This window comes from Limnobacter olei (assembly GCF_029087225.1).
Taxonomy (GTDB): Bacteria; Pseudomonadota; Gammaproteobacteria; order Burkholderiales; family Burkholderiaceae_B; genus Limnobacter; species Limnobacter olei.
In genome coordinates, this window is sequence record NZ_JARFJD010000010.1 from 115,467 (window position 1) to 141,625 (window position 26,159).

Annotated in this window: 20 protein-coding genes; 14 read left to right on the top strand and 6 right to left on the bottom strand. The window is 51.9% G+C overall.

Translation table 11 applies throughout. The annotated features are described in order from the left end of the window. Positions 1-15 precede the first annotated feature (15 nt). Positions 16-1,380 carry a type VI secretion system protein TssL, long form gene (gene tssL, locus PY990_RS07900; RefSeq protein ID WP_275271146.1) on the bottom strand — a complete coding sequence of 455 codons (1,365 nt, stop codon included), beginning with the start codon at positions 1,378-1,380 and terminating at the stop codon, positions 16-18. After that, positions 1,377-2,741: a type VI secretion system baseplate subunit TssK gene (gene tssK / locus PY990_RS07905; protein ID WP_275271147.1), complete on the bottom strand. Its 1,365-nt coding sequence runs from the start codon at positions 2,739-2,741 to the stop codon at positions 1,377-1,379. Before tssK ends, tssL begins: the two co-directional genes overlap by 4 nt. Before the next feature lie 159 nt (positions 2,742-2,900). Between tssK and PY990_RS07910 the strand changes: the two genes are divergently transcribed. The 12 genes from PY990_RS07910 to PY990_RS07965 all read left to right on the top strand — a co-directional run bounded on the left by PY990_RS07910 (position 2,901) and on the right by PY990_RS07965 (position 20,309). Next, positions 2,901-3,440: an OmpA family protein gene (locus PY990_RS07910; RefSeq protein ID WP_171097241.1), complete on the top strand. Its 540-nt coding sequence runs from the start codon at positions 2,901-2,903 to the stop codon at positions 3,438-3,440. Continuing rightward, positions 3,437-5,494 carry a type VI secretion system Vgr family protein gene (locus PY990_RS07915; protein ID WP_275271148.1) on the top strand — a complete coding sequence of 686 codons (2,058 nt, stop codon included), beginning with the start codon at positions 3,437-3,439 and terminating at the stop codon, positions 5,492-5,494. The genes PY990_RS07910 and PY990_RS07915 overlap by 4 nt, the downstream gene beginning before the upstream one ends. A gap of 14 nt (positions 5,495-5,508) precedes the next feature. Then, a complete protein-coding gene (locus PY990_RS07920) occupies positions 5,509-5,967 on the top strand; it encodes a hypothetical protein (protein ID WP_275271149.1) in 459 nt (152 codons plus the stop codon). Next, complete coding sequence (locus PY990_RS07925) at positions 5,964-7,325, top strand: hypothetical protein (RefSeq protein WP_275271150.1); 1,362 nt, start codon at positions 5,964-5,966, stop codon at positions 7,323-7,325. Before PY990_RS07920 ends, PY990_RS07925 begins: the two co-directional genes overlap by 4 nt. Continuing rightward, a complete protein-coding gene (locus tag PY990_RS07930; protein ID WP_275271151.1) occupies positions 7,318-8,118 on the top strand; it encodes a hypothetical protein in 801 nt (266 codons plus the stop codon). The genes PY990_RS07925 and PY990_RS07930 overlap by 8 nt, the downstream gene beginning before the upstream one ends. An 11-nt stretch (positions 8,119-8,129) precedes the next feature. Continuing rightward, positions 8,130-9,143: a type VI secretion system-associated FHA domain protein gene (locus PY990_RS07935; protein WP_275271152.1), complete on the top strand. Its 1,014-nt coding sequence runs from the start codon at positions 8,130-8,132 to the stop codon at positions 9,141-9,143. Next, on the top strand, positions 9,134-9,919 hold the full coding sequence (locus PY990_RS07940) for a PP2C family protein-serine/threonine phosphatase (RefSeq protein WP_275271153.1): 786 nt from the start codon (positions 9,134-9,136) through the stop codon (positions 9,917-9,919). Before PY990_RS07935 ends, PY990_RS07940 begins: the two co-directional genes overlap by 10 nt. An 80-nt stretch (positions 9,920-9,999) precedes the next feature. Beyond that, entirely contained in the window at positions 10,000-11,700 is a 1,701-nt protein-coding gene (locus PY990_RS07945; RefSeq protein WP_275271154.1) for a ShlB/FhaC/HecB family hemolysin secretion/activation protein, read from the top strand. Positions 11,701-11,711: 11 nt separating this feature from the next. After that, positions 11,712-18,854 carry a two-partner secretion domain-containing protein gene (locus tag PY990_RS07950; protein WP_275271155.1) on the top strand — a complete coding sequence of 2,381 codons (7,143 nt, stop codon included), beginning with the start codon at positions 11,712-11,714 and terminating at the stop codon, positions 18,852-18,854. Between the two features lie 93 nt (positions 18,855-18,947). Beyond that, a complete protein-coding gene (locus PY990_RS07955; protein WP_105027979.1) occupies positions 18,948-19,355 on the top strand; it encodes a heme-binding protein in 408 nt (135 codons plus the stop codon). Between the two features lie 107 nt (positions 19,356-19,462). Further along, on the top strand, positions 19,463-19,798 hold the full coding sequence (locus PY990_RS07960; RefSeq protein ID WP_275271156.1) for a DUF4870 family protein: 336 nt from the start codon (positions 19,463-19,465) through the stop codon (positions 19,796-19,798). Further along, positions 19,791-20,309, top strand: coding sequence for an NlpC/P60 family protein (locus PY990_RS07965; protein ID WP_275271157.1), 519 nt, complete (start codon positions 19,791-19,793; stop codon positions 20,307-20,309). Before PY990_RS07960 ends, PY990_RS07965 begins: the two co-directional genes overlap by 8 nt. Before the next feature lie 61 nt (positions 20,310-20,370). Here the strand turns inward: PY990_RS07965 and htpX are convergent, their stop codons facing one another. Next, entirely contained in the window at positions 20,371-21,249 is an 879-nt protein-coding gene (htpX, locus tag PY990_RS07970; RefSeq protein ID WP_275271158.1) for a protease HtpX, read from the bottom strand. Next, on the bottom strand, positions 21,246-21,590 hold the full coding sequence (locus PY990_RS07975; RefSeq protein ID WP_105027983.1) for an HPF/RaiA family ribosome-associated protein: 345 nt from the start codon (positions 21,588-21,590) through the stop codon (positions 21,246-21,248). The genes htpX and PY990_RS07975 overlap by 4 nt, the downstream gene beginning before the upstream one ends. A gap of 107 nt (positions 21,591-21,697) precedes the next feature. Here PY990_RS07975 and PY990_RS07980 point away from each other — a divergent pair, with 107 nt between their 5' ends. Both PY990_RS07980 and PY990_RS07985 read left to right on the top strand, forming a co-directional pair. After that, positions 21,698-22,609, top strand: coding sequence for a LysR family transcriptional regulator (locus PY990_RS07980; protein ID WP_275271159.1), 912 nt, complete (start codon positions 21,698-21,700; stop codon positions 22,607-22,609). A 51-nt stretch (positions 22,610-22,660) separates the two neighbouring features. After that, a complete protein-coding gene (locus PY990_RS07985) occupies positions 22,661-23,533 on the top strand; it encodes an AEC family transporter (RefSeq protein ID WP_275271160.1) in 873 nt (290 codons plus the stop codon). Here the strand turns inward: PY990_RS07985 and PY990_RS07990 are convergent. Then, positions 23,465-25,423, bottom strand: coding sequence for a hypothetical protein (locus tag PY990_RS07990; RefSeq protein ID WP_275271161.1), 1,959 nt, complete (start codon positions 25,421-25,423; stop codon positions 23,465-23,467). The two genes, PY990_RS07985 and PY990_RS07990, sit on opposite strands and share 69 nt — an antisense overlap. A gap of 79 nt (positions 25,424-25,502) precedes the next feature. Continuing rightward, a complete protein-coding gene (msrA, locus tag PY990_RS07995) occupies positions 25,503-26,111 on the bottom strand; it encodes a peptide-methionine (S)-S-oxide reductase MsrA (protein WP_275271162.1) in 609 nt (202 codons plus the stop codon). Positions 26,112-26,159: the final 48 nt, after the last annotated feature.

Sequence of the window (26,159 nt, forward strand, 5' to 3'; positions counted from 1 at the left end):
GATTCAGTTCAGCCTTCATTGGTTGTGAATCAGCATGATCTCGACACGACGATTTCTTGCCCGGCCTTGCGCGCTGTCATTGGGTGCGATCGGGTTGGCAGCCCCCGCGCCTTCAGTGGCAATTGCAGTGTTCGGAAGAAATGTGGCGATGCGTTGGCCCACATGTTCCGCGCGTTCTGCGGACAGCTGCCAGTTCGATGGAAAGCGAATGGATCGAATAGGTTGGTTGTCGGTGTAGCCCGTCACCGTAATCTGTCCCGGGTGTATCGCAAGTTCTCTGGCCACTTTCTCTACCAGCGGAATTGCGCTGTCATTCAATTCAGCACTGCCGGAGTTGAACAAACCGTCGCCAGTCAGAATCACGGTTGATTTATTGCCGATTTGTTTGAGGGTGAGCAATCCTGCAACAATTTCTTCTCGCAGTTGAATGGGCAATTCAAGCCCCTGTGTTACTGGAACGGGCATACTCTGAGCCTGCGCGAATTGGGGTGAGGGAAATTGAATGGATACAATTTCCGCAAACGCATGATCCGACTTGGTATTCAAGTTGAAATACAATCCGAGGAAAAACAAGGCACCCAAAGTGCTCAGGGCACTGATTGGTAACCACAAGGGAATTTGGCGCATTCGCCTGTTGTTGCCTGGTGCCTTCGATTGCCAGAAGTTGGGGTGAAGACTGGTTGGCGTGTCGGTTGAATTGGGTTGAACCAATTGAAACAGGCGCGTTTTCAATTGACTCAAAGCAAGGTCGCCACCCTGTTCCACCTTGTATTTGCCTTTGAATCCAAAGCTGAGAATCACAGCCATCACTTCCAGCAAATCCCGGTTGTCAGATGGGTTTTGCATCAACTTCTGAATCAGCGCGAAAATCTTTTCCCCGCCCCAGGTTTCACTGAAAAACTGCAACAGCAAACTGTGATTGGCCCATTGACCCGAGCCACCCCATGGGGTACTGGCAGCACGTTCATCCATGAAGGTACACAGCGCATAACGAATGGACAAACGCTCAGCCTGTACACGCCCAATTTGTTCCAGTTTCTGATCAAGTTCAGTCAAGCCTTTTGACAGGGTGGCCGACAAAGCCTTGTGCGACGGAATATCACTGAGCGCTCCGATGGTGCAGATCAAGCGCAGCAATGGGCTGGCATGGGCCAGCAGTTTGTTCTGGCCTGCTGTCGGGTTTGCCTGAAGTTGATGCAGCATCTGATCAAAACTGGCTTGGGCTTGCGCGTCGGGCATCCCCGTGCCCGAACCTGAGGTGATCGATGGACCCAAAATATTGTCGAGCGACTGAATGGCTGGCGATGCAGGTTTACCCAAACGTGGCTTGATGATGGTGCGTTCACCACCCAGTGCAAAAAATGGATCATTGGGATTCACAGCAAACGCTCCTGTTCACGGCGAACAGCCCACAACTCCAGGCGTAGCTCAGGCAAGTCGCCGGCGTAATGAATCGCAATGTGTCCTGTTTGATCCAGGATTTTCCACAAAGGATCTGTGCGCGTTTCCAGCTGAAAATACAAATGGTCTGCGTAATAGGGCAAAGCGGCGTGCGCCTGCTGAATATGCTTTAGTCGAACACCCGGAAGGTTCAGATTGACGAGGTCGCGCAATTTCTCAACCGGACCAATTTTGACAGTGCTTGGAAATTGTCTTTGTACCAACTCCTCGGGTGCCGCAGCATGCACAGTCAGGTAAAAGTGAGCGTTGACCAGCAGGGTTCTGTCGGTAATTTGACCCAGATGAACACCTGCCTGTTTTTGTATCAAAGGAATTTGTACGGCGTGCTGGTCGTGAAGGCCCGCAAGTGCATTGCGAAGGGCTGTAAAAACTGCGTCAAAAGCCAAACGCAAATTGTCATGGTCGTAGTTGGGCAAGAAGTCGGCTGCGGTGTCGTCACCATACAATGTGACAGCACCCAAACAAGCCAGAAGTCGCAGGTAAGCCGCTTCAGGATGTACCTGTTTGCTGCGAAGCAGGTGTGCAACAATCAATCGGTGTTGTACACAAGCTTGCAATAACAAGAAGTCCCCTATTTCCGAACTGTTGTGGCTTCCCTTGCGCACGCGTCGTTGCCGAAGCTGGTTGATTTTACTTTCCAGTAACGCCAGTACAGCTTCCAGTATCCGGCGAATGTTGGCGTTTTGAAGGCTACACAAGCAAGGTTCAATGAAAGCATCAATAAGCTGAATTTCTGAATTTCTTGATTCACGAAACTCGCAGATCGCCAGTTGAACATGCCCTTCCTGATGAAGGTGTTCTGCACTTAAAAAAAGATTCAAGCGCGCCAGGTCAACCGCAGAGGGTTCAAGCTCAGGGTCGTAAACACTGGAAATTTCAGTGGTTTCGGCCAGGTACTTTAGCGGCGAACGGTTGTTTGTCGGTGTCTCTTCCTGTGTCCAGCCCAAATGCCTCCCCGCCCAGTGGGGTTTGGCCAGCGAAAGGTAGACCTTTGCGCTTTTCACATGATTGGCGAAATCAAGACAGGGAGGCGCCGGGTCCTTGTCAGGAATCGAGAAGTGTGTCCCGTCCGGAAAATACCCTGATGCCGTGAGAATTCCCACCTTGCCGGCCAGCAATAGATCAGGGTCCAGCTGTAGCTGATGAAAGCCGTGGCAATGCCCGTGAAAGTGCGCTGTTCGAATATGAATTTCATGGTCGAAATAGCGTTCTTGCTGCTGAAAATGTTGGGGTTGGAGAAAGAGGCCTTCACTCCAGATTACACGGCTATTTTTAGTCATTTAGGGGGATGAGTTTCACTCTCTGTTGGCTGTGATGTATCACTCGTTGAGCGAATTTTTTCAAAAGGAATAGACTCGTGGCCTAAGTCGCGAAAAATCCTATCACGAGATTTTTTAAGGTGATTTTTTTACCGATGCCCTACCTATTCCGGAGTAGCTATGTTTGAAAAACATATTCTGAAGTTCGCTTTGTTGGCGCCCGTACTCATCGGCTTGCATGCACCGTCTCATGCAGAATCGTTGGTGGTTGATTTGGCCGACACAGTTCCAGCTGTTGAGCAGGTTAAAGAGGGTTTGTTTCCCGAAGAGGCATGTGAAGAGCTTCGTAAAAACGGTTTTAAATGCATGGGGTTCAAGCCCGCAGTGCGTTTTTCAATTCCGAATGCGCATTTCCAGTTGGGGTCTGCCGAGCTTCCCGCTGAATTGAAAAAGCAGTTGGATGTTTTCGCACAGGTGCTGAGTAATCGCCCATCCGATTCACCGCCAATTGTGGTTACGGGTCATGCCGATGCCAGTGGTGACGCTTCCTTGAATCAGGTGCTTTCTTCAGAGCGTGCCAAAGCCGTTAAAACTTACCTGACTCAGAAGGGTGTATCGCCAAGCTTGTTGCGTGTGGAGGGCAAGGGTGCTGACAAGCTGGCTGATGTGAATAATCCTTTTGCACCCGCCAATCGCCGAGTTGAAATCAGCCGCCAATGAACAGATTGATCAGCCTGAGCGGTTCAGCTCCTCTGGACGAGGTTCATTTCAGATCTGCGCGCTTGCAGGAATCACTTTCCGAAAACAGTACAGGCTCTGTGTTTCTGGAATCCGATTCCGCGCTGTTGAATGCAGACGATTTTCTGGGAAAGAATTGTTGTCTGGCCTATGAAACCCGTGAGAAAACCAAGCGTTATTTTGACGGTGTCATTGTGGAAATGGAGCAGGTTTCCATGTCCAGCGCAGGGCGCTGCGCCTATCGCCTGGAATTGAAATCATGGACGTGGTTGCTGGGCAAGAACCAGGAGTTTCGCGTTTACCAGAACAAGACCGTACCTGGCATCGTTTCCGAAGTAATTGGTCGCCACGGGCATTCCTCAGTGCGGTTTTCCGATCGCACCATGGGCGCCAAGCGTGTTTGGGAATATGTGGTTCAGTACGGTGAAAGTGACCTGAATTTTATTCGCCGTATTCTTGAACAGGAAGGCGTTTATTTTTACTTTGAACATGGTGAGGGCCAGCATACGCTGGTACTCGCAGACTCCAGCAGTACACATCAAGTTTTTCCTGGTTATTCCAGCCTGGCTTATGACCCAGCTTCGCAGAGTGGCAGGCTAACCCCGGAAGAAATGATCACCAGCATGTCATTGAAGAAGTCCATTGAACCGCCGAGGCATGCACACACGGATTACAACTTCAAAACACCATCGAACTCCTTGCTGGTGAACTCACAGGGCAAGGCAGAAAGTTACAACTCGGCCTACGAGGTGTTCGAGTATCCTGGTGAGTTTGAAAATGAAGGTGAGGGTACTCACTACAGCAAACTGCGTCACGAAGAATCTCAGGCGCGCCAGGAAACGTTCAATGCAAGCACTTCGGCAAGGGGAGTTGCAACAGGCCATTTGTTGAAAACGGTTTGCAAGGACAACCCTGCGTTGTCCAAAACTTTGCTCGTGATTGGTACCCTGATCACCGTTCACGAGTCAGAACCAGAGGCCAGTGGCGGTGCACAATCTGATTTTGATTGTCAGTTTGAAGCCATTGATTCCAGCCAGGCTTTCAGACCCGAACGGAAATCCAGAAAACCTCAAGTCAAAGGACCCTTGCCCGCCGTGGTTGTTGGCCCGGAGGGGCGAGAAATACACACCGATGAATTCGGTCGAATCAAGATTCAGTTTTACTGGGATCGCTACGGCAAATACAATCAGGACAGTTCTTGCTGGGTGCGTGTAGCCTCTCCTGTTGCTGGCAAGGGCTGGGGTTTTGTGGCCATTCCGCGCATTGGCCAGGAAGTGGTGGTGTCATTCGAAGATGGCGACCCCGACCGGCCCTTGGTTACCGGGGTTGCCTACAATGCTGAGCAAACAGTTCCCTATCCATTGCCTGAACACAAAACAGTGTCTGGCTGGCGTTCACAATCCAGCGAGAAAGGCTCACCCTCCAATTTCAATGAACTTCGTTTCGAAGACAAAATTGGCAGCGAGTATGTGTGGTTTCAGGCCGAGAAAGATTATTTAAGCCTGATCAAGAACAACAGCAATACAGAAATTCGCGGGCATTCCCACAGCTTGATTCACGGCAACCTGATTGAAGAAATCAAGGCCGATGTGTCGCGCACAGTGCTTGGTCAACTCAGTCAGCAGATCGACAAAGCCTTGCATTTGACGGTGAACGATGATGTGTTGGCCAAAGTTCAAGGTTTACTCGGTTTGACCAACAACGGGCAAATTGCAATGAGTACCACTGGCCAGTGCTCATTGAAATCCCAGGGCAGTACTGACCTGGATGCAGCAGGCAATTTGAACCTGAGTACCTCGGCCCAAGGCAACTTGAAAGCGGGCTCAAGCCTGAAGCTGACCGCGGGCTCTAGCTTGTCGCTGAACGTGGGTGGCTCTTCGATTGTTATTTCCGCATCAGGCATCAAATTCAGTGGCCCAGCAGTTTCAGTCAACGGAAGTGCCATGGGTGGTGACGCCTCAGCAGCTTCCCCAAGTCCGCCCGAAGCCGCACTGGCGCCCGATGTGGTAGAGCCACCCATCGATCCAATTCCCTGAGGAATTTTGCCCAGATGTTGACCGTTTACGGTGTGGCCCCTTCTGAAATTGTGTCTGGCGGATCGACGCTAGTGCAGTTTCCTCCCTTATCGGGGCGGGCTGTGGGTGGAGTTATTCCAGTGGATTGCCAAGTCAGTGTGCTGAAACTTGCAGACTCTGCCTTGGGCTCCACTGCGTTCTGGCCCTGGAAGCCCATAGAGCGAGGCTACGTAATTTCGAGCAGAAATGTGCAGTCCAGTTTGCTTAAGAATCATCTGCGACAGGTTCGTCATCTTCAAGATTCCTCGGGCTGTAATCGAATTTGGCCCTGGTTTGATCCGCGTTACCTGAAGCTCGCCTTGAACACCCTCGCAGGACAAGAGTTGATCAAACTATTTGGTCCAGTGGAGTCGTTTGGTTTCGCCGATGAATCTGGTGTGGAGGTGTTTCAACTGAGGTCCGGCCTGGTTCAGGTTACACAGGTGCGCCGTTGATCACGATTGATCTTCAAGCCCGTTTCCATGTGCAGGCACGCGCTGACCACTTGCGGCGCATGCATGTGCTATTGAGCTCGCTCGATCTGGACCAAAGCTACTGCCTAAAACCAGATTTCACCGAGTCAATCTCAGCTGCAATTGATTTGCTGGAAGCTCATGATGTAACCCAGGCGTATTCACAAGCCTGTGTCTTGCTCAGCTTGTTTGCAGGTCAGGTGAGCATTCAGAGTATATCGAGTGAAGCGGACCCTCAAACCAATGTTTTGCGTAGCATGCAACAGGCTTTGAGCGCCGGAGTGTCCCCAAGCGCCTTTCATTGTCTGTATGAATCATTGGCCGGTCTCGGGCGATTTGATCAGCCGTGGCCAAGCGGGCAATTGCAGATCAATTTGATCGACCTGCTGGCCGCCGTTCAAATGGGCAGTCAGCCAACAAAAATTCCGTGTAATCAAACAGGTTCTTTGGCCACTGGCGTGAGCACCATCGCGGGTGAGCTGGTGAACTGGTTCAGAACAGACTCTGGTTTTGTACATCAGGTCTTCGGACAATTCACTCCCGTTTATCTGATTGCACAGGTCTGTAAAAATTCATTGCCAGCAAATGATTTGGTCATTCATGTAGACCCCGTATTTGAGCGCTGTGAAATTGGTCGGCAAAACACGTCTGGATTCTTTTCACTTCAGCGTATGGAGCTGATTGACACGCGGCTTGTACAGCTGGATTTCAAACAGCTCAGTTTGTCCTGCTCACCCGAAGAAAAACAGGGCTTGCAATCAAGATGGTCTGATTCAGGTGTACTGATTGAGCCGGTGGTGCAACAGTCCAATTCCTGGCTCAGCACGGATTTGAACTTTCGTGCCCAATGGACGATTCATGAAGGCTTGATTGAATTTGTTACCACAGCGGACATGCAGCTTCGTGCAGCCGCAGATGATTTCAAATGGCAGGCTCAACTGATTCACAACCATGTGCCGGTGAATTTGTGCATACAAGCCGAACGCGATATCCACGTTCACTGGCAACACAGCGAGAAGCAATTGCCTGGATTGTTACCGCTGGGCGAGCCCTTGTGGCTGGCGCAATACAGGGTGCCTTTGCATGTTCAGGTGTGCAGCGTTGTTGGTGTGGGTAAACCGCTCATTCGCGCTGCCAGCCCTTTGGCGGGTGAACTTGTTTTCAGTGTGTCAGCGGTCGTTAATCCTGAAGATCGGGCACTGGAGGTGGTACTGACTGTTGATCATTCCGAATTGGTCTGCGACTGGCAAAGTGTCGATCCAGTCAAGGGCTGTGCCTTGGGCTGCTGGCACTTGGCAGCGCCTGCGCGAATCATGCAAAGGGGCCTTCAGCATGGATAAAACCCTGTTGTTGCGCGCCAGTGTACAGGGTCAGAATGCTTTGTTGACTCTGAACGGCATGGTGCTTGGCAAGTTACAAAACGGACGAGAATTGGTGTTGCCCATCCATGAGTATGTTCAGTCGGGCGAAAACAGAATTCAGGTGATTCTGTTACCGGGTGCTTCAATGCAAGGCACATCATTGAATCCTGATCATGCCCTGCTCACGCAAAACTGCAGCACAACTGTGTGGGTTGAACTTCAAAAAGACCGTGGGCCTGATGTGCTGGTGCAGCCACGGGTGTTATTTGAATTGAAAACTGCTTTTCAACGTGGGCAGCGTTTGAGAAAAAACCGTTTGCTGGATTCGACAGTTGACTTGCCGGTTTCGTTTCCCCGTTGGCGCTATCTCGATGTATTGCCTTCCACACACGGTGCAAATGATTCGGCACTGATTGAAGATTTTCTGCTGAATATGTTTGCCCAATTCAAGTCAGGCAAGGCATCTGCCTTGCTGCCTTTTTTTACCGTTCGCAATCGCGAGTTGGCTGCGGCTTATGGCCTCGACCCACAAAATGTAGTCAGCGATTTTGCAGCACATCTGACACATCTTTGCACACAATCCGAGTTGCTTGAATCCGCGCTGGATCCCCAATGTTGGCAGTTTAAATGCGTTCGCCAATCTCCGGTTCACGTATTACTGGATATCAATCACGCGCCGCTGCTGCAATGGAAATGCAAGCTGAGCGGAGCCACCCTTCAACTGCCCATGCATGTGGGTGTGTTGGGTGGTGAAGTTTTTGTATTGCGTTAAGGGTGGGTTGAATGTATTCCAACTTTGAATTCCAGATTACCCGCGATGGTCAGGCGGACAAGGCCACCGAACAGTGGCCTGTGCCCTTGCAGGGTGGATCGATTGGCCGCTCGCCCGATTGCACTTGGGTGTTGAAGGATCCCCAACGGGTGGTGTCGCGTTTGCACGCACAGGTACTTGTTGAGAATTCCCAATGCCACTGGACAGACCTTGGCACCAACAGCACCTTGGTTAACGGCAAACCCATGCCCCAGAATCAATCCGTGCCCTTGAGTCCCGGCGATGTGCTGCGCATTGGTGATTACTCAATCATTCTTGCGAAGGTTGCCGCGAATTGGAACGGATTCGAGGACCTGATGCCGAGGCCTGAAATTGATCCCTTGGAATCCTGGTTGCCACAACCAGCTTCTAACATCGATATCGACGATCTGTTGGCAGCTTTCGATATGCCCTTGCTGCCTGTCGAAAGCGACATCGAAGAGAACATTTCGCCGTTGGCCCAGCGTATGTATGTGGGTTCCCAACAAGCTGATTCAGCAGTTCGAGGTGTGGTGGCTGAACAGCCGACAACACCCCCCACAATTCAGGATGTAGAGAAGTTGCACCACTTGTTGGGTATCTGCGTTCAAGGTTGCATGCAATTGCTTTCAGCGCGCCGAATTTTCCAGGAAGAAACTGGCAGCAAGCTGACCAGTATTTCCGCGAAGGGCAATAATCCACTGAAGTTTTCTGCGTCACCGGCGCAAGCCATGGGCAAACTGCTTGGCGATAATTCACTGGCTTATCTGGATGCAGAGCAGGCCTTTGAGCAGGCGTTTCAGGATATTCAGGCGCACATGCAACTGAGTGTTGCGCGAATTCAAGCATTGATTGAGCAGGTTCAGGGTGGTCTGGATCCAGCTGTGATCGAACAAGAGATCAATCGGCAAGGTGGATTGAGTTTGAGTCTCGAACTCGCCAGAAAAGCACGCATGTGGGACCTTTATTGCGATCGCTACCGGCATCTGGCGGGCACATGGAGTTGACCATTCAACTGGGTGGCGCTCCCGAAGGGCGATTGTTGCAAGTGCAGGTTACACAGCGTACTGACATCGGTAACCGCCCGGAGAATCAGGATGCTGTTGGACATAAATTATTTGGAGACTGGCTGGTGTGCGTGCTGGCGGACGGCGCTGGCGGTCATCGCGGCGGGCAGCTTGCTGCTGCCTTGGCTGTTGAAATGTCTTTGAGTGCATTTGAACAATCACCCACGCTGGAAAGATCACGGTTGCTGGACCTGATGCAACAGGTGAATCAAAATATTTTGCATCAACAGATCACACACCCTGATTGCTCAGACATGCACACCACCGTTTGTCTGTTGGTGATCAATCAACGATCTGCACAGGCAGTTTGGCTGCATGTCGGCGATTCGCGTGTATATCACTTTCAGCAAGCTGTGCTGCGCTCAAAAACCAGGGACCACAGTGTGTTGCAGTGGATGATTGACCATCAACAATCCGATTCTCAAGCCAGTCGAAACGCACTGTATACCGCATTGGGCGAGCAAAATGAACATCTTCACATGGATGTGACAGAGCCTTGCAGCTTGTTGGCTGGGGACTGGTTCTTGATGTGCAGCGATGGTTTGTGGGAACAGCTCAATGACGACGAGCTCGCATTGCTGGGCACCAGCCTGTGGTGCGCAGAGGATTGCAATGCCCATATTCATCAACTGGCATTTAATCGCGCCTTGGGGCGGGCAGACAACCTCAGTAGCATTTTGGTCTTTGTGGGTGAGGGGGGTGCTCAATTCGGTTGACACCATACCAATGACCTAATTTCTTGATTTCCGGTTTTGATGTTTCACTCCGGTTCGCTCTCATTCCAAGTACCTATTCCATGTTGACCAACCGATACACAATTGCCCTGTTGCTGCTCACACTTGCCTGGCCAGTACAGGCCCAGGTGTCTACGCCCGCCCCCTTTATTAATCCCGAGTCTGCTGCGCCTGCTGCGGAAAAAGAAGCAGAGCCTGTCATCGACAATCAGGCTGAAAGAAAGGTGGCCCCTGAGTTGGGCAAGCCGTTGAACGATGTGTCTCTGAATGTCAGCGCTTATCGAATTGAAGGTATCGAAGCCAAGCATCTGAACAATATTCAGGAATTGCTGGTGCCGTATGTGGGCGAAAAGCGTTCGTTTGAAGACCTCAGCAGTGCAGCACAGGTGGTGACCGCATTCTTGCAGCGTGAATTGGGCTATTACCTGGCGTATGCCTATTTGCCCGCGCAAGACATTAAAAACGGTGTGGTGACCATTGCCGTGTTGCCCGGTGTGCTGGAGTCAGTCGAAGTGGTTTGGCCTGCAGAGGAACTGCGCGTGAATCGGGATATTGTTGAATCGCACTTGAAGCGTTTAAAGCCCGGTACGGTCATTCGTGTGGAAGAGGTAGAGCGGGTGGTGTTCCTGCTCAATGACCTACGTGGCATTCGAATGTCATTTGCCATCAAGCCTGGCACACAAGCAGGCAAAGCGATTCTGGTTGCAACACCCAGCAACGACAAGGCACTGACCGGCAGTGTGGGCTTGGATGCAAACGGCTCGCGGTACGCAGGCACGTACCGTGGCATTGGCACCTTTTCCTGGGAAAGTCCGTTTGGCTTGGGTGACTCGTTTTCGGTCAGTCATCTTCAATCTGAAACAGGTGGTTTGGACTTCACGCTGCTGGGCTACACGCTACCGGTTGGTGCGGATGGATTGAAGTTGGGTGTGAACGTGTCTGCCGTGAATTATTCACTTGAGGAAAACGATTTTCCCTTGGGCTTGAATGGCGATGCAGAATCGCTGGGTGTATTCGCGCTGTATCCCCTGGTGCGTTCACGCAACCTGAATGTGTTTGCACTGACTGGGTATGACAAAAAGGAGTTCACTGACAGGCAAAGCCTGTCTGGTTTGGAAACCGTGAAGGAAGTGGATTCATTTCGCCTCGGTCTCAGTGGCGACTCCCGCGATAGCCTGGTGGGCGGCGGTCTTAACTTCTTCAGCTTCAACGTAGAGGAGAGCAAAACGAATTATCCAGGGGGTGTGCCGTTTGGTCTGGACGATGAACTAAACACCATGCGTGTGAACTATTCGTTCGGTAGGTTGCAATCTGTTGTGCCCGGCAAGTTGATGCTGTGGAGTTTCTTGCGTGGTCAATATGCGCTCGACAATCTTGACAGCAGTGAACAGTGTTCACTGGGTGGTGCTACGGCTGTGCGCGCATTTGCACAAGGTGAAACTTCTGGCGACAGCTGCGATTTGTTCACGCTGGAGGCGCGCTATTTGCCCTCTGCCAACTGGTTTGGCAGTGCGGCGCGTGAATTGTCTTTCAATGTGTTTTTTGATCAAGGCCGTGTTCGTTTTCGCGAAGACACCAGCAATCAGCCCGCAGGATTCAACAACCATGCCGAACTGGCTGGTTATGGCCTGGGTTTGGCTTGGGACAGGCAAGACATTTTCACATTCAACTTGAGTTTGGCCTGGGAGCTGGCGGGGGTTCGGCAGTCTGATCCGAAACGCCAAAGCCCAAGAATTTTTGCATCTTACATCTACTATTTCTAAGAGAATTTTTTATGACTTCCGCAACTTGCAAGCCGAATTCGTCTTTCCCACTCAAGCCGCTGGCAGCTGCCGTGTTGCTGGTGTTCAGTGCCAATGTGCAGACTGCGCCCATTCTTGATGGTGTCTTGGGCAATAACCTTGATCTGGACGTGTCATTGCCCGGCACCACTGTGATCACTCAGACAGTCAATCAACGTGATGTGATCAGGTGGCAGGAGTTTTCCATCGGCAGCGGCGAAACCGTTCGATTTGTTCAGCCTAATGCTGATTCTGTCATTTTGAATCGGGTTGTCGGGAGTAATTCATCTGAAATTTTCGGCAGCTTGGTGGCCAATGGTCGAATTTTCCTGATCAACCCAAGTGGCATCGTGTTTGGTGCGGGTTCTCAGGTGAATGTGGGTAGTCTTGTAGCGTCTACATTGAATCTCAAGGGCAATGGTAACGGCAATGGCCAAATGCCCGGTCAAACAATTGAGTTTGAAGCGGATGCAAATGCCGGAAGTATTCTCAATGCGGGCAGCATCACTGGCAAAGACATTGTATTCCTGGCGCCTTCCATTACAAACTCCGGAAATCTGACAGCAGGATTGCAACCACAACACCAGGCTGGGTCTGGTGTGTCGGTGAATCTCATTGCAGCCAAGGAGGTCACCGTAAATACCTCGGGCAGTGACTTGGTTGTTCAGGCAGTTGAAGGTCACCACAACGCCTTGATTCAACAGCTTGGCCAGGTGCTGGCCGAGGGCGGACGGATTATTTTGTTGGCCAGTGCATCGAACAACGGCAATCCCAGTGTAATCAACACGGCTGGTGTAAACCGGGCTTCACGAATTTCAATTGAAGGTGATTTGATCCAATTAATAGGTAGCCTCAACGTGGGTAACCCACAGGGTACCGTAGACGTGATTGCGGGTGAAGTTGGCCAGATGCGCAACGGCCAAAGTGCTGCTTTGCTATCTGACGGTGGCTTGAACATCAACTCAAGAGGTGGTTTGAGTTTAAACAACGCTGGCAATGACTTCACTGGCTCGGTCGATTTGACAGCGACAGGGTCAGTTGCTGTTCATGATTCCAACAATCTGCAAGTTTCGGTCGATTCAGGCGGTGAAGCCACACTCAGCGCTCAGAACCTTGCTATCAACAGCCTTGCTTCTGATGGCCTCACAGTCAATGCCAGCGGCAGGATCGAGCAGACTGGCCCGGTGCAGGTGAATGGAAGCGCCGTATTGAATGCGAATGAAATCAACCTGAGGAACCCGGCAAACCAGTTTGATGGCAACGTATTGATTAACAGCACTGCGGGTACTACTTTACACACCAATGGTGAGTTGAACATTTCAGGTTCTGCCGCGCAACTGAATTTGACAGCAGCCGAAATTACGCAGAGCGCTGCGCTGTCCGTTGCTGGTTTATCCACCCTGAATGCCAATCAGGTCAATCTGCTTGAGTCCGACAATGATTTCGCAGGCAATGTCGAACTTGCGGTGACTGGTGCAGCCACTTTAATTGACATGAATAGTTTGGCTGTGTCGGGGTCTGCGGGTGCAGCCACTTTGTCAGCAGTCAATCAAGTGCAGTTAAACGAACTGACAGTTGAAAGTTTGAATATTACTGCGGCCAGCATTGCACAGAACGGAACACTGACTGTGCAGCAAGGTACAAGCTTGAATGCAAGCGCGGTTCAGTTGGAGGATATATCCAATGATTTCGGCGGCAATGTCGAGCTTGGCAATGTGGGCACCGCCGAGCTTGCTGACGAGAGCGAGTTGTCTTTGTCAGGGCAGGTCAACAACCTGACTGCAACCGCCCGCAATACCACGCAGTCGGCGCAGGCAGTGCCGTTGACAGTTAACAATACGGCAACTTTCAATGGCGAGAATGTTGAATTAATTCAGCTTGGCAACATATTTCGCGGCCAGGTCGTTCTCAATCTGGATGGTCAGGTTCAATTGGGCAGCGCCGAGGGTGTTGCAGTCTCAGGTCGGGCTGCAAGCGCAGTTTTCAACGTGGATTCGATTCGTCAAGGTACCACTGAAGCCGATGCGCTGAATGTGCTTGGGCAAACGCGTATCAACAACAGCAATTCTGTTCAGCTAAACAACGCGGCAAACCGTTTCGGTTCAAGTGTGGTTCTGCACAATGCAGGCGCAGTAAATTTGAATGGCAACGATACTCTGACTGTTCAGGGTTCTGCCGATGATGTCACTTTGACCACCGGTTCCAATGGGCAGATTGTTGTAAACGGCTTGAATGCAAACAGCCTGAGTGCAACAGCAATACGAATTGATCAAACCGATTTTTTGAATGTGACAGGCACCAGCGCACTGAGTGCACAACATATTGATTCGACTGAGTCAGGCAATAATCAATTCGGCTCTACTGTCACACTTGCTTCCAGTGAAAGCGCAGCAATAAAAGCCAACGGTACATTGACTGTGGCAGGCAATGTTGTCAGCGGGAGTGTTGAAGCCGATTCCTTGGTGTTTAACGGTTTGACCGCAAGCAATGGCCTTGCAATGCGCGCAGGCAGCATCACGCAAAGCATGGATGTTGATCGTGCCCTGCAGGTGCAAGGCGAAACCCGGATCAACAACTCGGGTGCCGTTGCGTTGAACAATGCAATGAACGATTTCAATGGCGATGTGGTTTTGAATACCCAAGGTTCTGTGCGTTTGCGTGACAACAATACTTTGACGATCGAGGGGCAGGCCGGTTCGCTTGACCTGACAGCGCTATCCATCGCACAAAGTGACTCACTGGTTGTGGAAACCAGCACTGCCTTGAATGCCGCTGCAGTCAGCCTAAATAACCCTGCGAATGATTTTCAGGGGCAGGTTAATTTGCTTGACAATCCACGTGTCAGTTTGCGCGACGAAAACACACTGCACGTGGCAGGCAATGCACAGGAACTTGAGTTGAATGCAAACACTGTTGAAATCGATAATGCGCTGACAGTGAATGAAAGCTTGACCTTGACTTCAAATGTTGTGACACAGGCTGCCTCTGGTTCAGCTGCCCTCACCGTTGGCGGTGATACGAGCATTACGCACCGCAACAGCAGTAGCAATACATTGGTGCGGTTGAACAACGCCAACAACGATTTTGTTGGCCTGGTTACTTTAAACAATCAAGTCAATGTTGAACTGGCTGACCGAAATATGCTGACCGTCCAAGGTGATGTGGGTACCTTGAATGTGAGGGCTTCACAGCTGGCTCAGGCCGGTTCACTGACTGTTCGAAACAATGCGACCATTGAAGCCGCCGCAGTTGATGTGAATCATCAAGCCAATGATTTTCAGGGACGCTTGAGTCTGAATGTTGCAGGCGATGCTCAAGTGGCTGATACCAATAGCCTGCGTGTAGCGGGTAATGTCAACACAGCAACCATGAATGCAAGTACCTTGATCCTGGATGGTTTGGCTGCACAGGGCAACGTAACTTTCAATGCCGCATCCACCGGGCAAAGTGATGTACTTTCGGTGGCAGGCACCAGCACTTTCAACGGAGACTCGATTGCGCTGGACAACCAAGCGAACAGCTTCAGTGATGTGGTGCATTTGAATTTGACTGGTGCGGCATCCATCACCGCCAGCGGTGGGCTGGACGTATCAGGCACTGCCACTTCAGTGAATGCAAAGGCGAATTCGCTTTCTGTGTCCAGCCTTGCTTCAGAAAACATCGTGTTGCAGGCAGATCAACTCGAATTGAACAACTTCAGCACCACGGGTAATTTGACCTTGAATGGTGGCAATGTAATTCAGCAAGGTGCCTTGCAGGTGGGGGGTACAACCACCCTGGGGGCCAGCAATGTGACTTTGCAGGATGAGGCCAACAATTTTGTTGGCAATGTGGTGCTGAATTCTGCTGGCAGTGTGAACCTGCGCGACCAGCAAGTAATTGCACTGCAAGGTTCAGCAGGCAGCCTCAATGTGCAGGCAGGCACAGAAATTAGTCAGTCGGGCGCATTGAATGTGAATGGCAACAGCAACCTGGCTGCACCTACAATCAACCTGATTAATACAGCGAACAGTTTTGGCGGCGGCGTTACTGTTAATGCCACACAGCAGGCAACAGTGAATGTCAGTGGAGACCTTTTGCTGGGGGGCAATGCAGCAGCATTGACCGTGACCGCACAGAATGAACTGGACTTGAGTAATTCAGTGTTGGGTAGCTTGAATGCGACCGCACAACACATTACACAGACCGGTGAGTTGTTGGTGACTGGTGCTACTGAATTGACTGCACAGGCAGTCGATTTAAGGAACGAACACAACAACTTCAGCGGCCCGGTAACACTTGATGTGGCGGTGCAGGCGGATATCGCAGACAACAATGATTTGCTTCTGCAAGGCCAATCGCAAATTTTGAATACATCAGTTGTTGGCAGATTGACCGCAGGAGAACTTAACATTGCCAGTGGAACCTTGATTGCAGGTGAGATCAATGTGAACCAACTTGAAGTTGCGAACAGTGCAGAACTTCAGGCTGGCAAGGTTACCCAAACGCAGGCCAGCCAAACTGGAGGAAGCTTGACACTTCGCGCAAACGAGGTTGATCTTGCTCAGGCTGGCAACGACTTCAGTGGCCAAATTATTCTGCAGAATGTCGGCACTGCAACCATCAGCGACACCAATGATCTCGCCTTGAGTGGGCGTGTGAACGAATTGATTGTGAATGCCCAACGAATCACCCAGCAGCAAAGCCAGTCAGGTGCCTTGAATGTTCAGGGCAGGGCTGACTTGCGTGCAGCAAATATTGATCTTCAGAATGCCGCTAACAACTTTGGCGGTGTTGTGGATTTGCAGGTCAGCGACACGGCACAATTGCGCGATGTCAATAATCTGGTTTTGCAGGGTGAGGTGGGTACCTTGAATGTGAAGGCTACACAGCTGGCACAGGCCGGTTCACTGACTGTTCGAAACAATGCGACCATTGAAGCAGCTGCAGTTGATTTGAATCATCAAGCCAATGACTTCCAAGGCAATGTAGCATTCAATGTTTCAGGCACAACGGTTGTTGCTGATGCGAATGTGCTGAATGTGTCGGGTCAATTGAATGGTGCAGCGGAGCTGCGTGCCCAGTCGATTGAACAAGCCGGTACGCTGACTACAAATTCCAGTGTTTTGCTGCAAGCTGATCATGTTGATCTGGGTAACCAGGGCAACAGCTTCAACAGTCTGGTTCGTGTGGAAGATGCAAACGAGGCAACTTTGAGCAGTGCAGGTACCTTGCGGGTACAGGGTGCAAATTTGGGTACTTTGAATCTGCAAGCACAAGAGGCCAGTTTGGGGGAGCTTGGTGAGTTGCAGCAGCTGGATGTAGCGGCTGTTGAAGTTCGCCAAACAGCAGCTTTGAATGTGAAGGGTGATACAAACCTGCGCAGTGGCCGGGTAAATTTGAACAATCCAGACAACGATTTTGTCGGAAAAATTACGGTTCAAAATCCGGATTCCGCCAACTCAAGCGTGTCGATTTCAGACAAAAATGATTTGTCGATGCAAGGTGAAAACCTCGCCCTGGCCGCACGCGTGTTAGGCAACTTTGAATTGCAAGCCAACAATGTGGAGCTTGGTAGCACGCAAGTGGATGGTGCAAGTCAGATCGAATTGACTGGTGCAATAACCCAAAGCAGGTCGGTCATGTTGAATGATGCAAGCTTGACAGCAGCCCAAATCAGTTTGACCAATTCCGGCAACCGGTTTAATGGCAACACGCAAGTACAGTCAAGTGGTTCGGTTGCACTGGGAACCAGCGGCAACTTGAATATCGACACCACTTCCTCTAGTGGTACTTTGGCCCTGAATGTAGGGGGTAATGCGGAAGTCAGCGGCATGCAGGTGCAGTTTGCGGATTCGCAATTCGATGGTGAACTGGCTGTTTCTGCCAATCAGATTTCCCAGGTTGGGCGGTTGCAGGTTGGGGGCGATGCCAGGTTTGAATCAATCGGTGGCGAAATTGATTTGCAGCATGCAGACAACCGCTTTCGGGGCACGGTCAGTGCCAGTGCGGAGCAAACCCGTTTGTCGACCTTGGGCGACATGCAGTTGTTGAACCTGAACAGTCGGGGCGGGCAGTTGACTGCCGACGGCCGCATGCTTCTGCTGGGCACCATTGAGCAAACGGGTGGTGCTTTGACCTTTACCGCGAAAGGCGTGTCGCGACCATTGTCTTCTGCCGACATTGCTCTGGTCTTGCCACCTTCGCTGGATGTATTCTCCAGCAAAGAAGCGGTGAATCCATTCACAGGACTCGGTCGCATTACGGTGGCCAGCCCGATGATTCATCAACGTTCAGGGCAATTGCTCACCACTGCTGGTGCCACAACCCAGTTCAATTCACCTGAAAACGGTTCAATTGTCCTGACGCAGAATAACCAGATCAATGGTCAGGTCGGCGTACTGGCCGGGCAAAGCCACAATCAATCTTTCTCTTATGTGGCAGATCGTGGCGCGAGTCTGTTTGCAGTTAACAACGACGTGCGGTTGAATATTGGAGGGCAGGGTACCGAGGCAGACTTGATTGCTGTTCGAGCGCGTGGCCTGGCCACACAGGGCAGTGATGCGGTGATCCGTGCTCGGATGCCTTACAACGACCTTGCTGTGGGTACAGCGCGCTCTTACGCAGGCCTGACACTTTCGATACCCTTGGGGGGAGTGAATGGGCAACCGGGTGGTTTGGCCACATTTGGCGAATCGTCCGGTTCAGGTCAGTCAGCTGGTACGGGTGCCATCCGGGTTGAAGTTGGTGACATCAATCGACCGGGCTTGGGTGGTTTCCTCACAGTACTACCCTTTGAGGGCAGTAATTTGTTGCCTGGGCAAGTGGTTTATCTGGCGGGCCCGGAGCGCAAGGGCACTCAAGCGTTTTTCTATGATGGGGCACGCAGTCTGGATCGCATTCCCGTGGTTTACAACGGCACCTTGCTGTTGTCACCACAAGAGGCAGCCGCCTTGACGACTGCACAAGGCGCTGTGGTATTGGCTCGCCAGGAGCAAACCCGTTCCGTGGTTCGCACTGAAAACGTGGCTGGCAAAATTATCAATGGTGTGGTGGCGGAAGTGGGCCCGGGCAGGCCTGCAACCGAGGGCGAGGGTGGTGCAACAAAGCCGGCCACTTGTGATGCAGAAGACTCAGGCCTAAGCTGCGCACCCTGATAATTTTGCATTAGGGACTTCCTGTGTAGCCACCACAGGGAGTCTGCCGCATACTTCGCTTTGACATTTTTAATTCAAAACCGGAGTAAGTTCATGAAAACCAAAGCCGTCTTGTCTGTAGATGACGTACAAGCCATTTTGACTGCCGCCCGTGCGGAAGCCGAAGCCAACAACTGGGGCGTAACCATTGCTGTGGCCGATGACGGTGGTCATTTGTTGGGCATGCTGCGTTTGGACGGCGCACCCCCCATGAGCGCACACATTGGTCCTTCCAAGGCCAAGTCTGCTGCCATGGCCCGCAAAGACACCAAAATTCTTGAAGACGTGATCAACAATGGCCGCACTGCATTTGTAACCGCACCGTATGTAGATGGCCTGCTGGAAGGCGGCGTAACCATTGTGGTCGATGGCCAGGTGGTGGGTGCTGTGGGTGTTTCTGGCGTGAAATCGGATCAAGATGCACAAGTGGCGCGTGCCGGTATTGCAGCACTGAAGCTGTAATAGGTGCCATTCAAGTCGTTCGGAAAACCCTGGGCATTGGTCTCGGGGTTTTTTTATGCCGGTGCGCTCGTCTAAAATGGGCAGGTACTTACCGACACTGGAGCGCTATGAGCTATCAACCTAATCCGGAAGAGTCCAACCGCACCATCGTTTTGGTGGCCTATGTGTTGGGTGCTGTGGGTATATTCACGGCGTTTATTCCAATCCTGATTGCGCTCATCATTTGTTATGTAAAGCGTGGCGAATCAACTGGCACCATTTATTACAGTCATTACGACTGGCTTATTTCAACCTTCTGGATTGGCATGTTCTGGTTTGTGGTGGCCATGATCACGATGGTGTTTGGCGTGGGCTTTATTGTTTACGGCATTTTAAGTGTGTGGCTACTTTACCGCTTCGTGAAGGGTTTGCTCCGGTTTAGTGAAAGGAAGGCGGTTGTTTAATCAAGCTGTAGCTGTGTTTGGTCGGTTTGCTGGCGTGTGCCTGCTGCTGTTGTTGCAGGCCTGTGCAGGTTTGCAGGAAGGTGGTTCTGATGCATTGGTGCTTGAAGACGGCACCGTATTTACCGGCTTCGAAACCGAAAAACCTGAGGTTCAAAAAGCCTTGCTGGCCCAGTTTCGTGAGTGGCGCGGCACACCTTACAAACTGGGCGGCAATTCAAAGGCGGGCATTGATTGTTCGGCTTTTGTGCAACAAACTTTGGCTACCCATTTCAATGTTGCTGCGCCGCGCAGCACCACCCAACAAGTCAATATGGGTGTAGATGTAGGCCGCGATGCCATGCAGGTAGGCGACCTTGTTTTTTTTCGAACAGGGCACACCACCCAGCATGTGGGCTTTTACTTGGGTGATGGCAAGCTTCTTCATGCATCTACCAAAGTGGGTGTCACCATCAGCCGGCTTGATGATTTGTATTGGCGTAAAACATTCTGGAAGGTACGCCGGGTGATGTGAATTTCAGCCAATAAAAAACCCGCCAAACTTCGGCGGGTTTTTTTATCAGCACACCGCGGGTTTATCGCTGCTGGGCCAATGCTTCAATGCGCTGCTCAATGGGTGGGTGGCTGCTGAACAAGGCCATTACACCACCTTTGCCTGAAATACCGGATGCAGCCATGTTCGAGGGCAACTCACCCGCCTGCATACCGCCTAGTCGCTTCAAAGCGGAAATCATGGGTTGCTTGTTGCCCATTAACCAGGCTGCGCCCGAGTCGGCACGGAATTCACGCTGACGCGAGAAGTACATCACGATGATGGAAGCCAAAATACCCAGCGTAATTTCCATCACAATCACGGTGATGAAGTAACCCATGCCTTGGCCACTGGATTCCGAATCGTCTTTGCGCAAAAACTGATCCACCATAAAGCCCACCACGCGGGCCAGGAAGAACACAAAGGTGTTGACCACGCCTTGAATCAACGTGAGCGTCACCATGTCGCCGTTGGCAATGTGGGCCACTTCGTGCGCCAATACAGCCTCCGCTTCTTCACGGCTCATGCTTTGCAGCAAACCAGTGCTAACTGCGACCAGTGAGTTGCTTTTGCTGGGGCCGGTGGCAAATGCGTTGGGCGCGCCTTCGTAAATGGCCACCTCCGGCATGGGAATGCCGGCTTTGTCTGCAAAGCGTTGAACCGTACTGACCAGCCACTGCTCGGTGGGGTTGCGCGGTGTTTCAATCACTTGTGCGCCGGTGCTCCACTTGGCTACTTTCTTGCTGATCAACAGGCTGATGAATGAGCCACCAAAGCCCAGTACAGCACTGAATGCCAAGAGCATGGTCAGGTTAAGCTGCCCCCCGGCCATGAACTGGTTCAAGCCCAGCACATGCACGGTAATGCCCAGTACCACCATAATGGCGACGTTGGTGGCTAAAAATAAAACAATGCGTTTCATGATGCGTGTTGTCCTTTCAACAATTGCAAGGGGGTCACCTGGTGAAGGGTGTGTTTCAGTTGGCGGCGAACAGCACGTGCTGCTGATTCAACCGCCTGGTCAATTGCGCTAAGCCAATGCGGCCCGGCGCTGTCTACGATCAAGGGCGCTTGCCCGTCGATCCGAATTTCAATCACACAGTTGCGCTGGTCGGCCTGTTTTGCCGAGTGCCTGTCCAGTTTCACGGTGATGTTTTTAATCTGGGTCGAAAGTCGATTGATGGCCGAGCGCACGCGGCGAAGTACATACCTGCGCAGGGTTTCATCGATCTCGGGATGCCGAGCCACAATTTCAGTTTTCATGGTTGCGTCCTCCTTTCGGGGAAATAGACAGTTGAAGTGTACGCTGGTTCAATGTAAGAATAAATGGAACAATTGTTTAGTAAATATTCGAATAAATCGAAGGGTTAATGAAACTTACCGACCTGAACTTCCACCACTTGCGCTATTTCTGGATGGTGGCCAACACTGGCAGCCTGACAGCGGCGGCCGAGCGGCTTGGGCTGCGCGCACAAACGCTTTCAAGCCAAATTACCCAGTTGGAGCAAACTTTGGGGCGGGCATTGTTTCAGCCAGTGGGGCGGGGTTTGGGTTTGACTGAGGCCGGGCGAATTGCGCTGCGTTATGCCGACCAAATTTTTCAGCTGGGCGAGCAAATGGCTGAAAGCCTGGGCGACGAGCAACTGGATTACACACTGCGTTTGTCGGTGGGCATTGCCGATGCCTTGCCCAAAACCGTGTCGTTTCACATGATTGAACCCATTCTGGGCATGCAGCGCCCTGTGCGCCTGGTGTGCCACGAAGGCCGGTTCGAGGCCCTGTGTTCAGAGCTTGTGCAACACAGTGTAGACGTGGTGTTGGCTGAGCGCCCCGGCGGGCAGGGCACTGCACACTTGCAGGTGGCCAAGTTGCTAAGCTACCCGGTGCGAATTTTTGCAAGCCCGGCTTTGAAGGAGAAATACAAAACGAATTTCCCGCAAAGCCTGCACCATGCGCCCTTCCTGATGCCATCACGCAACAACGTGTTGCGACTGAAACTGGAACACTGGCTGGAAAGTGTGGGGGTGGAAGTCACGGTGGTAGGTGAGTTCGACGACCTTGCTTTGCTGGAAACCTTTGGCCGGGCAGGCTTGGGTTTGTTTGCCGTACCCGCCATGCTCATTGAAGACGTGGTGCGCGACCACACCGTGGTGCACATGGGCGATGCGCAGGGCGTGGTGGAAGATTTTTTTGCGTTCACGCACCCGCGCAACCTGAACCACCCCGCTTTGAAGCTGCTGTTCAGCACGGCCACCAATACAAACCCGAATCGCAGCAAATAACAGCATGCAGTACACTGCGACCTTCCCTGTTCTTTCCCTTTGCGGCCTTTTATGTTCTTGCGCATTGTTGCGGTAATTTTTCCAATTTTTGCTGTGGTTGCTTTGGGCTATTGGTATGGGCGGGTCAAAAAGCCCGACATGAAGTTTGCCAACCAGTTGAACATGGAAATTTTTGTTCCGGCACTTGTTTTTTCAGCCTTGGCCAGCAAGTCTTTCAATATTGAGGCGTATTGGCTACTGGCTGTTGGCGGCGTAATTGTCATTCTTGGTTCAGGCCTGCTGGCGTGGCCGCTTGCGCGTTTGCTTGGAATTGACAGCCGCGTGTTTGTACCGCCGATGATGTTCAATAATTGCGGGAACATGGGTTTGCCATTGGCGATATTGGCCTTTGGCGAGCAGGCTTTGCCCGCTGCCGTCATGCTGTTCCTGGTGGGGAACACGCTGCATTACTCCTTGGGCACCTGGATGATGAGCCCCAATGCGCGAATCTGGACCTTGTGGAAGGAACCGGTCATTGCCGCCTCTTTGGTCGGCTTGATGATCAGCGTGCTTGGCATTCAAGTGTGGGAACCCTTGTACTTTGCAATCGACATGACCGGTGATGTGTCCATCCCGCTGCTTCTGTTTGCACTGGGGGTGCGCCTTACGCAAGCTGATTTTTCCGACGTGAAGTTGGGGCTGATTGGCGGGGTGGTATGCCCGGTCAGTGGTTTGATCTTTGCTGCTTTGTGTGTGTGGCTTTTGCCCTTAAGTCCTGAGCATGCGGACATGCTGATTGTGTTTGGTGCATTGCCCCCGGCAGTTCTGGGTTTTGTGTTTGCAGAAAAATACGGTTTGCAACCTCATCGCGTTGCGTCATTGGTGATGGTCGGGAACCTGATGAGTCTGGTTTTTGTGTCGATGGCGCTCGCTTTTGTTTTGTAGGTAATTTGTTCGGTGACCGGGCATGCTGACCCACACCCTTTCTGTTTTTGGCAGGCGCAGGGTGGCCGTGGCCAGCAAGTCGGGGTATTGCGCAAGGTCGATGATCAGCCGCTCCTTGCGTGGGTCGTTGTAAACATGGCCCAGTGTGGGCCCAGTGCGCATACCCAAGGCTGTGAATTCAGGCGTTTTCATCCACAAGCCCAGCGGTAGCAATTCCATGGCATTGTAAATTTCCCCAATTTTCTCAACTGGCAAAGTGCCCACGTGCACTTGCAGGTAAGGCCCAATGGGCGACCGCATTACTGTTTTAATGGCTCGCAGTTCGGTGCTTAATTGCAATGGAGGCAGTGCGCTGCCCAAGGCAATGTGAATGGTGTTGTCGTGCAGCTTGACTGCAGCCTCTTCAATTTTGATGAAGCTGCTGAGTTTCAACCCGGCGTAATCAATCAGCGGCAGCATGGACAGGCCAAACATGCGCACTTCGGTGGGTGTGAATTCCAGGTGCTGTTTGTCGTTTGAAATAAGCAATGGGCCGCTGAGTTTGGCGGGCAACCAGAACAGTGGAATACCAAAAATTTCAGGTTTCACTTGCAGGGAAAGCTGTAAGTGAGGCTCGCCAATGGTGGTGTTTACTTGTCGAATTGGGCTGCCCTCGAAGTTGAACAATGCTTTGTTCATCAGGGTATTCATGGCAGTTTCGCTCAAGGAAATTTCACCCACATGTACAGTTTGTTTGGCAGTCGGCAGTTGGCCAAGGTCGGTGGATTGAGTACTGGCCAACAGTTTTTCAACACGCAGTTCAATCCCCTCGCGTGACAACAGCGTGGCATGGTGCACCGCCAGGGTTACTGCTTCCTGCCCAGTGTTCATTCCTTCAAGTTGGGCAATCGCAGCCTCGCCAGTGTTGAGCAAGGCCGTTTCAGCAGGGTTGAGTAGCCCTTCTTGGGCGCTGATCCACAGGGCACCGTCGGTGCGAAGCTGCACGGTGCTGGTGCTGATTACGCTGTTCAAGTCGTGTAGCGCGATGGGCAAGCTGCCATTGCTGATACCTGTGACCAAGGTGGGCTGGCCAGCCAGCACCATGCCCGCGGCTCGCAATTCGCCGCCGTGGGTGTACACAAAATTGGCGGGGCAATTGGCTTCACAAAAGAAACCGGGCGCCTGGCTGGCTTTGCCCAACAACACGGTGACTTCGCCTTGCCCCAGTTGCACGGCATTCAGTTCGAATGAAAGTTTGGGGTCGGGCAGCACTTGGTCCAGGCGCAGCACCATGGCCTGGCCTTGTAATGCTACGGCTTTGGACTTCATGTCGATCAGCGACTGCAACTGAATGTTGGTGGCCAGCAATGTTTTGTAAAGCGGTACGCCCGCCACCTTCAAGGTACGCGGGGTTAAAGTAATTTCCCGCGGATTGGCCACGGAGGGGGTGCCTTCCATGGTGAATGGAATCCACAACCCCAGCTTTTTGATGTCCCCGGTAATCACTATCCCATCGGTTTGCGTGGTCACCTGCTTGATACGCAAAGGAGCTTCGCTGGCCTGAAGTTCCGCTTGCACGAGTGCCTGCAAAACGTTGTCGGCAATTCGAAGTTGCGCATGTTCCACATTCACGGCGTAGGCCGCCGGGTTTTCGAGGGAAACAGGCAGGTTGGGTTGCATGGCGGCAAGCGTGCCGTGCAGGCTTTGAATATTGAATTGAATATTGTTGGCCAAAGCCAGTCGACTGTTGCGCACTTGCACCAAAGCCAGCTTGCCGGTCTGCCAAGAGTTAGGCAGTGCCGTGCGCCAGTCTTGAACTTTCTCCAGGTTATCAGCCCACGCACGGGGGGCCGTGTACACGCTGAATGCAGCTAATGCGAGGATTGCCAACAGGCGTGCTTGACGCTTCATCACAGTCGGTCAGAGTGAATTTGGGGTGAAGTGTAGCTGGATGTGACTGTTTTTACTGGAATTGTAGTTCTAGGTGTTGTTATCTGGGTGTATAGCCCCACACCTCGTTCAGACGGTTTTCGCGGCCGCAGGTGGTTTTGTAATACCGGTAGCGCAAGGGGTTTTTGCGGTAAAAGTCTTGGTGATAATCTTCTGCCACGTAGAAGGTCTGGGCGGCCTCAACAGTGGTGTAAATGCTTTTGAACTTGCCTGTGCCCAGCAATTGCTCCTTGCTTTGCTTGGCCTCGCGGTGTTGTTGTTCGTTCAGGTAAAAAATAGCCGATCGGTATTGTTCGCCAACATCGCAAAACTGTCGGTTTTCAACGGTGGGGTCAATATTGGTCCAAAAGGCTTTCAACAGGGTGCTGTAGCTGATTTGCCGGGGGTCGTATTGCACCCGCACCACTTCAACATGGCCGGTGTTGCCTTGGCTCACCTGCTCGTAGGTGGGGGCGGAGGTTCGCCCGCCGGTGTAGCCCGATTCAACCGATTTCACGCCACTGATTTTCTCGAATGCTTCTTCCATGCACCAAAAGCATCCGCCCGCGAATATGGCCTGTTCCAGTTGTTGGGCCTGTGCAAGGGGCAAAAAGCCGGATAGCCCCATCAACAAAGTTGCAGTGTTACGCGACCAAACTACCCAAGCCATGCAATTACTCCTTGTGCAACATTGAAACTGATTGTGGTGTTAACCACG

What these genes read in the sequence shown, in the direction of transcription:
- PY990_RS07930 (WP_275271151.1), top strand. Translation starts at nt 7,318, where the DNA reads ATGGATAAAACCCTGTTGTTGCGCGCCAGTGTACAGGGTCAGAATGCT.
- PY990_RS07980 (WP_275271159.1), top strand. Translation starts at nt 21,698, where the DNA reads ATGAAACTTACCGACCTGAACTTCCACCACTTGCGCTATTTCTGGATG.
- PY990_RS07920 (WP_275271149.1), top strand. Translation starts at nt 5,509, where the DNA reads ATGTTGACCGTTTACGGTGTGGCCCCTTCTGAAATTGTGTCTGGCGGA.
- htpX (WP_275271158.1), bottom strand. Translation starts at nt 21,249, where the DNA reads ATGAAACGCATTGTTTTATTTTTAGCCACCAACGTCGCCATTATGGTG.
- msrA (WP_275271162.1), bottom strand. Translation starts at nt 26,111, where the DNA reads ATGGCTTGGGTAGTTTGGTCGCGTAACACTGCAACTTTGTTGATGGGG.
- PY990_RS07935 (WP_275271152.1), top strand. Translation starts at nt 8,130, where the DNA reads ATGTATTCCAACTTTGAATTCCAGATTACCCGCGATGGTCAGGCGGAC.
- tssK (WP_275271147.1), bottom strand. Translation starts at nt 2,741, where the DNA reads ATGACTAAAAATAGCCGTGTAATCTGGAGTGAAGGCCTCTTTCTCCAA.
- PY990_RS07915 (WP_275271148.1), top strand. Translation starts at nt 3,437, where the DNA reads ATGAACAGATTGATCAGCCTGAGCGGTTCAGCTCCTCTGGACGAGGTT.
- PY990_RS07940 (WP_275271153.1), top strand. Translation starts at nt 9,134, where the DNA reads ATGGAGTTGACCATTCAACTGGGTGGCGCTCCCGAAGGGCGATTGTTG.
- PY990_RS07950 (WP_275271155.1), top strand. Translation starts at nt 11,712, where the DNA reads ATGACTTCCGCAACTTGCAAGCCGAATTCGTCTTTCCCACTCAAGCCG.
- PY990_RS07990 (WP_275271161.1), bottom strand. Translation starts at nt 25,423, where the DNA reads ATGAAGCGTCAAGCACGCCTGTTGGCAATCCTCGCATTAGCTGCATTC.
- PY990_RS07955 (WP_105027979.1), top strand. Translation starts at nt 18,948, where the DNA reads ATGAAAACCAAAGCCGTCTTGTCTGTAGATGACGTACAAGCCATTTTG.
- PY990_RS07960 (WP_275271156.1), top strand. Translation starts at nt 19,463, where the DNA reads ATGAGCTATCAACCTAATCCGGAAGAGTCCAACCGCACCATCGTTTTG.
- PY990_RS07975 (WP_105027983.1), bottom strand. Translation starts at nt 21,590, where the DNA reads ATGAAAACTGAAATTGTGGCTCGGCATCCCGAGATCGATGAAACCCTG.
- PY990_RS07910 (WP_171097241.1), top strand. Translation starts at nt 2,901, where the DNA reads ATGTTTGAAAAACATATTCTGAAGTTCGCTTTGTTGGCGCCCGTACTC.
- PY990_RS07985 (WP_275271160.1), top strand. Translation starts at nt 22,661, where the DNA reads ATGTTCTTGCGCATTGTTGCGGTAATTTTTCCAATTTTTGCTGTGGTT.
- PY990_RS07945 (WP_275271154.1), top strand. Translation starts at nt 10,000, where the DNA reads ATGTTGACCAACCGATACACAATTGCCCTGTTGCTGCTCACACTTGCC.